The 7,242-nt window shown below is 64.9% G+C and carries 8 protein-coding genes; 3 read left to right on the top strand and 5 right to left on the bottom strand.

The genetic code is table 11. The annotated features are described in order from the left end of the window. Nucleotides 1-134: 134 nt before the first annotated feature. Nucleotides 135-1,427, bottom strand: coding sequence for a nicotinate phosphoribosyltransferase (pncB, locus tag ACOI1H_RS14095; RefSeq protein WP_422438368.1), 1,293 nt, complete (start codon nt 1,425-1,427; stop codon nt 135-137). Between the two features lie 137 nt (nt 1,428-1,564). Further along, a complete protein-coding gene (locus tag ACOI1H_RS14090) occupies nt 1,565-2,017 on the bottom strand; it encodes a TerB family tellurite resistance protein (protein ID WP_422438367.1) in 453 nt (150 codons plus the stop codon). On the opposite strand from ACOI1H_RS14090, the gene ACOI1H_RS14085 reads away from it, so the two are divergent. Further along, nucleotides 2,016-2,141, top strand: a complete 126-nt coding sequence (locus tag ACOI1H_RS14085) for a hypothetical protein (RefSeq protein ID WP_422438366.1) — start codon at nt 2,016-2,018, stop codon at nt 2,139-2,141. The genes ACOI1H_RS14090 and ACOI1H_RS14085 overlap by 2 nt on opposite strands. On the opposite strand, the gene ACOI1H_RS14080 is transcribed toward ACOI1H_RS14085, so the two are convergent. The 3 genes from ACOI1H_RS14080 to ACOI1H_RS14070 are packed head-to-tail and all read right to left on the bottom strand — an operon-like array spanning nt 2,125 to nt 5,332. Then, nucleotides 2,125-3,171 (bottom strand): AbrB family transcriptional regulator, encoded by a 1,047-nt coding sequence (locus ACOI1H_RS14080; RefSeq protein ID WP_422438364.1) that lies wholly within the window; start codon nt 3,169-3,171, stop codon nt 2,125-2,127. The genes ACOI1H_RS14085 and ACOI1H_RS14080 overlap by 17 nt on opposite strands. Then, nucleotides 3,168-4,073, bottom strand: a complete 906-nt coding sequence (locus ACOI1H_RS14075) for a rhodanese-related sulfurtransferase (RefSeq protein ID WP_422438362.1) — start codon at nt 4,071-4,073, stop codon at nt 3,168-3,170. The genes ACOI1H_RS14080 and ACOI1H_RS14075 overlap by 4 nt, the downstream gene beginning before the upstream one ends. A 32-nt stretch (nt 4,074-4,105) precedes the next feature. Then, nucleotides 4,106-5,332 (bottom strand): Hsp70 family protein, encoded by a 1,227-nt coding sequence (locus ACOI1H_RS14070; RefSeq protein WP_422438361.1) that lies wholly within the window; start codon nt 5,330-5,332, stop codon nt 4,106-4,108. Between the two features lie 132 nt (nt 5,333-5,464). Here ACOI1H_RS14070 and pncA point away from each other — a divergent pair, with 132 nt between their 5' ends. Together pncA and ACOI1H_RS14060 are read left to right on the top strand one after the other, a co-directional pair. Beyond that, nucleotides 5,465-6,061: a bifunctional nicotinamidase/pyrazinamidase gene (pncA, locus tag ACOI1H_RS14065; RefSeq protein ID WP_422438374.1), complete on the top strand. Its 597-nt coding sequence runs from the start codon at nt 5,465-5,467 to the stop codon at nt 6,059-6,061. Continuing rightward, nucleotides 6,058-7,239 carry an NAD(P)/FAD-dependent oxidoreductase gene (locus ACOI1H_RS14060; RefSeq protein WP_422438360.1) on the top strand — a complete coding sequence of 394 codons (1,182 nt, stop codon included), beginning with the start codon at nt 6,058-6,060 and terminating at the stop codon, nt 7,237-7,239. Before pncA ends, ACOI1H_RS14060 begins: the two co-directional genes overlap by 4 nt. The last annotated feature ends 3 nt before the right edge of the window (nt 7,240-7,242 follow it).

Here is a 7,242-nt window from a genome sequence, read left to right as displayed (position 1 = left end):
GGCCGGGGCGGATCATAGGCATAGCTGAATCGTTCCAAACCCAACCGTCAAGTCAACAAATTCGGCTTCCGCAGGACTCGGAGTATAATCCATAGAAAATACGAAGTTTTTTCCATAGCCGTCATCAAAATTGTTCACACCACAACCTCCACCCGCTCCTGCGTCCCCACGCCGAACACGCGCTTATACCGTGCGATCTCGTCAACCGGTCCCATCGCCTTGTTCGGGTTGTCGGACAGCTTCACCGTGGGCCGTCCGTCGGCCGCGACGGCTTTGCAGACCAGCGAGAAGGGGGCCAAGGCGTCGCCTGGCACCAACCCGATGAAATCGTTTGTCAGCATCGTGCCCCAGCCGAAGCTGACGCGGACGCGGCCCTGGAACTGGGCGTGCAGCTCCAGGATGGTCTCGACGTTCAGCCCGTCCGAGAAGATGATGAGCTTCGTCCTCGGGTCCTCGCCGCAGGCCTTCCACCAGGCGATTGCCGCCTCTGCCCCCGCCGCAGGATCGCCGGAGTCGATGCGGATCCCCGTCCAGCCGGCCAGCCAGTCGGGGGCACCCGCAAGGAACCCCGGCGTGCCGAAGGTGTCGGGCAGGATGATGCGCAGGTTGCCGTCGTGTTCCGCCTGCCAGTCGGCCAGCACGTCGTAGGGGGCCTGCCGCAAGGCGTCGTCGCTGTCGGCCAGCGCGGCATAGACCATCGGCAATTCGTGTGCGTTGGTGCCGATCGCCTCCATGTCGCGGTTCTTGGCGATCAGGCAGTTCGAGGTGCCGGTGAAGGCGTCGCCCAGCCCTTCCTGCAGCGCCTGCACGCACCAGTCCTGCCACAGAAAGCTGTGCCTGCGCCGCGTGCCGAAGTCCGCGAGCCGCAAGCCCTGCGCCGGGCGCAACTGACCGACCTTCTCCCAGACCTTCGTCATGGCACGGGCATAGAGGACCTGCAGTTCGAACCGCCCCATGTCGCGCAGCACGGCGCGCGAGCGGAGTTCCATCAGGATCGCCAGAGCGGGGATTTCCCACAGCATGACCTCTGGCCAGGACCCTTCGAAGGTCAACTCATACTGGCCGTCACGCTTTTCGAGGTGGTAGGGCGGCAGGCGCAGCTTCTCGAACCAGTCCATGAAGTCCGGGGTGAACATCTGGCGCTTGCCGTAGAAGGTGTTGCCGCGCATCCATGTCGACTCGCCGCGGGTCAGCGACAGGGACCGGACGTGGTCGAGCTGTTCGCGCAATTCGCCTTCGTCCACGAGATCGGCCAGGCGGATGGATTGCGTGCGGTTGATGAGGGAAAACGTCACCTGCACGCCCGGCTTGTTGCGAAACACCGACTGGCACATCAGCAGTTTGTAGAAATCGGTGTCGATCAGGGACCGGACGATCGGGTCGATCTTCCACTTGTGGTTCCAGACGCGGGTGGCGATGTCGACCATGACGGGCTCCTCGAGCGTTTCGCGCGGTTAGAGCAAGGCAGGCCGATGCTGGCAAGCGCATAAGCCCCGGTTCGATGGTGGTCGAACCCGGCCGCGAGGATCTGGTCGACGGCGTGCCGCTGCCCTGAGGACCTGCCCTATAGCTGGCCAGCTTCCAACGCGGCGGCGGCATGGATGTGCATCGCGCGTTTGGGCGACACGCCAAGGGTCTTTTCGATCTGGTGCAACAGGTCGCCTTCCTCTGGCTGTTCGTTGCCGTCGGCCAGCACCACGGACCACAGTGAACGGACCGCGGCCTCGCGTTCCGCCAGCGGGATGGCGTCGTGCAGGACGCGGGCGAGCGTGTCGGTGTCGGGCATCGCCTGTTCCAGTTTCTCGCAGCTGGCCCGCAGCTTGGCGGCCTGAACCGGGTTCAGGTCATACATGTGGGCGAGGACGTGGTCGATCTCCTCGACCTCTTCGAAGAGGTAGGCGCGGTCCACCTTGGCGGCACGCACCAGAAGCGCACCCAGCGCGTGCTGCGCGTCGACGGCCGGAAGTGCTGTGATGGTCCGTCCCGGTTGGAACAGCGAGAGAAGACGTTCAAGCATGGCGTATGACCTGTTGTGTGGATTTGCGCTGATTCTACGCGCCGGGCAGGTGGAAGGCAAAGGGCGCAGGTGCGGCACGACGGCCACGGTGCATGTGCGCAACAGGGTCAGCGTCGGCGATTGAACCACCGGAACGCGGCAGGTGCTATGGCGATGATCATCGTGATGCGGATGATGTGCGTGACCGAGACATAGGCAATGTCCTGACCCAGCGTGAGCGTCAGAAGCGACATCTCGGTCAGGCCGCCGGGGGCATAGGCCAGAAATGCCTGCGACAGCGGCATGTCCATGATGCGGGCGATGGTTTCAGCAAACAGGATGGCAACAGCCAGCATGCCGACGGTCGCGACGGTGCCCACGCCGATGTCGCGCAGGATCTCCTTCACCGAGGCTCCGACAAAGCGTGCGCCGATGACGGTTCCGATCACGATCTGTGCGGTGATGACGATGACCGTGGGCGGCGCGACATGGACCCAGCCCGCGACGTGGACGATGCCCGACAGGATCATCGGGCCAAAGACGGGGGCGGCGGGCAAGTGAAGCACCTTGCCGAGGACGGCCCCCAGCACAGCGCAGAGGCCGAGGATCAGGTAATCGGTAAGCGCGAGCGCATCGAGCGGCACGTAGTTTTGCCCGCTCTGACCGGACCGGACGCCGAGGACGAGGCCGAAATACAGCACGACGAGGAAGATGACGATCAGCACCCGCGCGGCATGAGCAAGCGCGATCTTCTTGTCGTCGCCCCCGGCCGCGGCCCCCAGCAACAGCATCTCGTTCAGCCCGCCGGGCATGGCGGAATAGAAGGCGGTGACCGGGTCATACCCCCCAAGGCGGCGATAGACGAAGTAGGACACACCGGCTGCCGCCGTCAGAAAGAGGGGCAGCAGAATCAGCGTCAATGCCCAGCTTCCCAACTGACCGAACAGCTCTGCCGTGATGCCCGACCCGAGCAGGACGCCGATGACGGGGATGACGATCGGGCGCAACTTGCCTGGGCCCCGCACCGGCAACCCCGCCATCGCCGCGATGGTGGTGCCGATCATCGGCCCCAGCATCCAGGGCAGCGGCATCCCGATCCAAAACCCAAGCAGCCCCGATACCACACCGATGGTCAGGGCCAGTCCGGTGTCCTGATGACGGCTGACGCCCTTCACAAGGTTCCGAGGTGGCGGTCACCCCGCGCTTTGGCGAGGGCGATCTGGTGTTGCCGTTCGCGAAAGCGATCCTTGTCGGCGGCAGAGGTCCTGTCGGCGCAATGGTGGCAGGCGACGCCCTCTTCGAACTGCGGGCGGTCGCGGTCGGCGGGCAACAATGGGCGGCGGCAGGCGTGGCACAGGATATGCGGGCCTTCCGCCAACCCGTGCCCGACACTCACCCTGCCGTCAAAGACAAAGCATTCGCCTTGCCATGTGCTTTCGGCTTCAGCCACCTCTTCGAGGTATTTCAGGATGCCGCCTTGCAGGTGGTAGACCTCCTCCACCCCTTGCCCGCGCAGGTAGTTCGTCGATTTCTCGCACCGGATGCCGCCGGTGCAGAACATCGCGATCCGTTTGTTGTGAAAACGGTGCCTGTTCGCCTCCCACCAGGCCGGAAACTCGCCAAAGCTGCGTGTCTGCGGATCGACGGCCCCCGCGAAGGTGCCGATGGCGACCTCGTAATCGTTGCGGGTGTCGATGACGGCGACGTCGGGGGCAGTGATCAGCGCATTCCAGTCGGCAGGCGCGACGTAATGACCTGTGCCTTGCAGCGGATCGACGTCGGGCTGGCCCATCGTGACGATCTCGCGCTTCAGCCGAACCTTCATCCGGTTGAAGGGCTGTTCGGCGGCCTGGCTTTCCTTATGCACCAGACCCGCACATCCCGGCAGGGCGCGCAGATGCGCCAGCACCGCGTCGATGCCTGTGCGATTGCCGGCAACGGTGCCGTTCACGCCTTCGCCCGCCAGCAGCAAAGTTCCGCTGATCCCGTGGGCGTTGCACAGGTCAAGCAGCGGTTGGCGCAGGGCGACCGGGTCGGGGAAGCGTGTGAAATGATACAGGGCGGCGACGGTGAACATGGGGGCTGGCATACGCCTGTGCGGCGAGGCCTTCAAGTCAGGCGGGCGGCGGCGATGGCAAGACCGTCGCTGACGGCGGTAAAGGCCTGTGCACGGACCTGCCGCGCGTGGGGGAAGAGGTTGGCCATGGCCTGCGTCATCGTCCCCATCAGGCTGGACCCGCCGACAAAGACCACCGCCGCCACGTCGCGCGGCGCGGTATCGGACAGAGTCTCGTACGCCGCATCCTTGATCTGCGCGGTCAGGTCGGCCAGCGTATCGCCCAGAGCCTGACGGGTCAGGGGCACCGTCAGCCCGCGTTCCAGTGCCTTCAAGTCGATCAAGCCTTGTGGCGTATCGTTGGCGGCAATCTTGCCCGCCTCGACGGCAAAGGCGATGTCGTGACCCAACTCCATCTCGATCACTTCGTCGAGCCGCGCAAAAGCCTTTTGATCGACGCCCATCTTCGCCAGATCGGCCACCAGACGGCAAGTCTCGGCGGTGTAGAGGAAGGCAATCTTTTCCCAGGTCGCAAGGTCGTTGAAGATCGCGTTGGGCGCCGTGGTCGTGCCGGTGCCAAAGGTATTGCGCACGTCGCCGCCGCGACCCAGCAAGGGCATCACATGATCGAGTGACAGAAGCCGGTCGAAGTCCGTCCCGCCAATGCGCACCCCATGGCTGTTCAGCACGTGAATCGCGTCCGCGTCCTGCCGGTACAGCGTGAAATCCGATGTGCCGCCGCCGATGTCGACCACAAGGCCAAGCTGTCCCCGGTCCAGCGGTCCGGCGGTCAGGGCCGCCGCTTCCGGTTCGGGCAGAAAGGTGACGCGGTCGAAACCGGCGATCCGGTAGGCCTCCGCCAGGTCGATCAGCGCCTGCGCATGACGGGCAGGGTCGGGGTGGAACCGCACGGGGCGACCCGACAGGGCGGTGTCGAAGTCCAGCCGGGTCGCATCATGGGCGCGGTCGCGCACGGTGGACAGGAACCGGGCCACGACATCAAGAAGCGTCATCTTCTCATACCCGATCTGGCGCATTTCCCGCATCAGCGGCGTGCCTAGAACGGATTTCAGCGCCCGCATGAACCGCCCTTCGCGCCCGTCGATCAGGGCGGCGTTCGCGGCGCTGCCGATCAGGGTGCGTTTGCGATCCAAGTCGAAAAAGACCGACGTCGGCAGCGTCTCGCGCCCCGGCTCTACCGGCACGCGAAAGATGCGGTCGCCCGCCATCAGGGCGGCGGCCGTGTTGGATGTGCCGAAGTCGATGCCAAGCGTGGCCATGGTCTGCCCCAAGGTTGCGAGCGGCCGCACCTAGACGATGCGCGCGAGCCGTTCAAGGGTCACAGCGATTGACCGGACGCGGGCAGGGTTCTACGCATGGGCCATCAAGCGACGAGAGGTCCTATGCAGCCTTTGAACCACGCCCTGATCGTCATCGACGTGCAGAACGATTTTTGTCCGGGCGGTGCGCTGGCCGTGACCGGCGGTGACGCCATCGTCGCGGGCATCAACGCGCTGATGGACGACTTTCGCACTGTGATCCTGACGCAGGACTGGCACCCGCGCGGTCATTCGTCCTTCGCCAGCAGCCATCCCGGTTCGGCACCCATGGACGTGACGGACATGCCCTACGGTCCGCAGGTGCTATGGCCCGATCACTGTATTCAAGGAACGACCGGTGCCGCGTTTCATAGCGATCTGCGCACCGACGGCGACCTGATCATCCGCAAGGGCTACAACCCTGCGATCGACAGCTATTCGGCGTTTTTCGAGAATGACCGCGCCACGCCCACCGGGCTGGAAGGCTACCTGCGCACGCGGGGCATCACGCGGTTGACGCTGGTGGGTCTCGCCCTTGATTTCTGCGTGAACTTTTCCGCAGTGGATGCCGCACGCCTCGGGTTCGACGTGACCGTCCGCACGGACCTGTCCCGCGCCATCGACGCGAACGGGTCGCTGGATGCGGCCATCGCCGGAATGCGCGATGCCGGTGTGGCGCTGGCCGCATGAACGCGGCCTATGATGTCGTGATCGTCGGGGGCGCGATCTACGGCTCCTCTGTCGCGTTTCATCTGGCCAGCGATCCTGACTTCGACGGCAGCATCCTGGTCGTGGAACGCGACCCCAGCTATCAGTTCGCGTCGACGTCCCACACCAACTCCTGCATCCGGCAGCAATTTTCCGACCCGTTGAACGTGCGGATTTCGCAGTATGGGGCAGACTACATCCTGAACTTCCGCGAGCGCTCGGGCATGGCGGACGCACCCGCGCTACGACTGCACAGCTTTGGTTACATGTATCTGGCCGACACGCCCACCTTTGCCGCAGCCCTGAAGGCCAGCCAGCAGGTGCAGGCGTCGCTGGGGGCGGGGACGCGGCACATGACGCCGGACCAGATCGCCGCCGCCTATCCGTTCTACGACCTCGACGGGATCATCGCGGGTAACCACAACACCCTGAACGAAGGTTATTTCGACGGCGGCACCCTGTTCGACTGGTGGAAGCGCGGGGCCAAGCGGGCCGGCGTGACCTTCGTGACGGACGAGGTCATCGGCATGACCCGCGACGGCGATCGCGTGACGGCGGTGCTATTGCAAGGCGGGGCAGAGGTCGCCTGCGGCTGGGTCGTCAACGCCTCTGGTCCGCGCGGCGCACGCACGGCGGCGATGGCGGGGATCACCCTGCCGGTCGAGCCGCGCAAGCGCTACACCTTCGTCTTCCAGGCAGAGGTGCCGCTGGACCGCGATCTGCCGCTGACCATCGACCCGTCCGGCGTGCATATGCGGACCGACGGCAAGTATTACATGGCCGGGGCCACGCCGGACCATGACCCGGCGGTGGCCTTCGACGATTTCGGCTTTGACCACGCGATCTGGGAAGACAAGGTCTGGCCGGCCATAGCGACCCGCATCCCCGCGTTCGAACGCGTCAAGGTCATCAACGAATGGGTCGGACATTACGCCTACAACACGCTGGACCAGAACGCTGTCGTCGGGCCGCATCCGGAGGTCGCGAATTTCATCTTCGTCAACGGATTTTCCGGCCACGGGTTGCAGCAGTCGCCGGCGCTGGGCCGTGGCATGTCCGAATGGATCGTCCACGGCGCCTATCGCACGCTGGACCTGTCACCGCTGGGCTATGGCCGCATCACCGCCAATCGACCCGTCATCGAAAAAGCCATCATCTGAAGG

Source organism: Loktanella sp. DJP18, from assembly GCF_049310965.1.
Classification (GTDB): domain Bacteria; phylum Pseudomonadota; class Alphaproteobacteria; order Rhodobacterales; family Rhodobacteraceae; genus Loktanella.
This window is presented reverse-complemented; position numbering and strand designations above follow the sequence as displayed.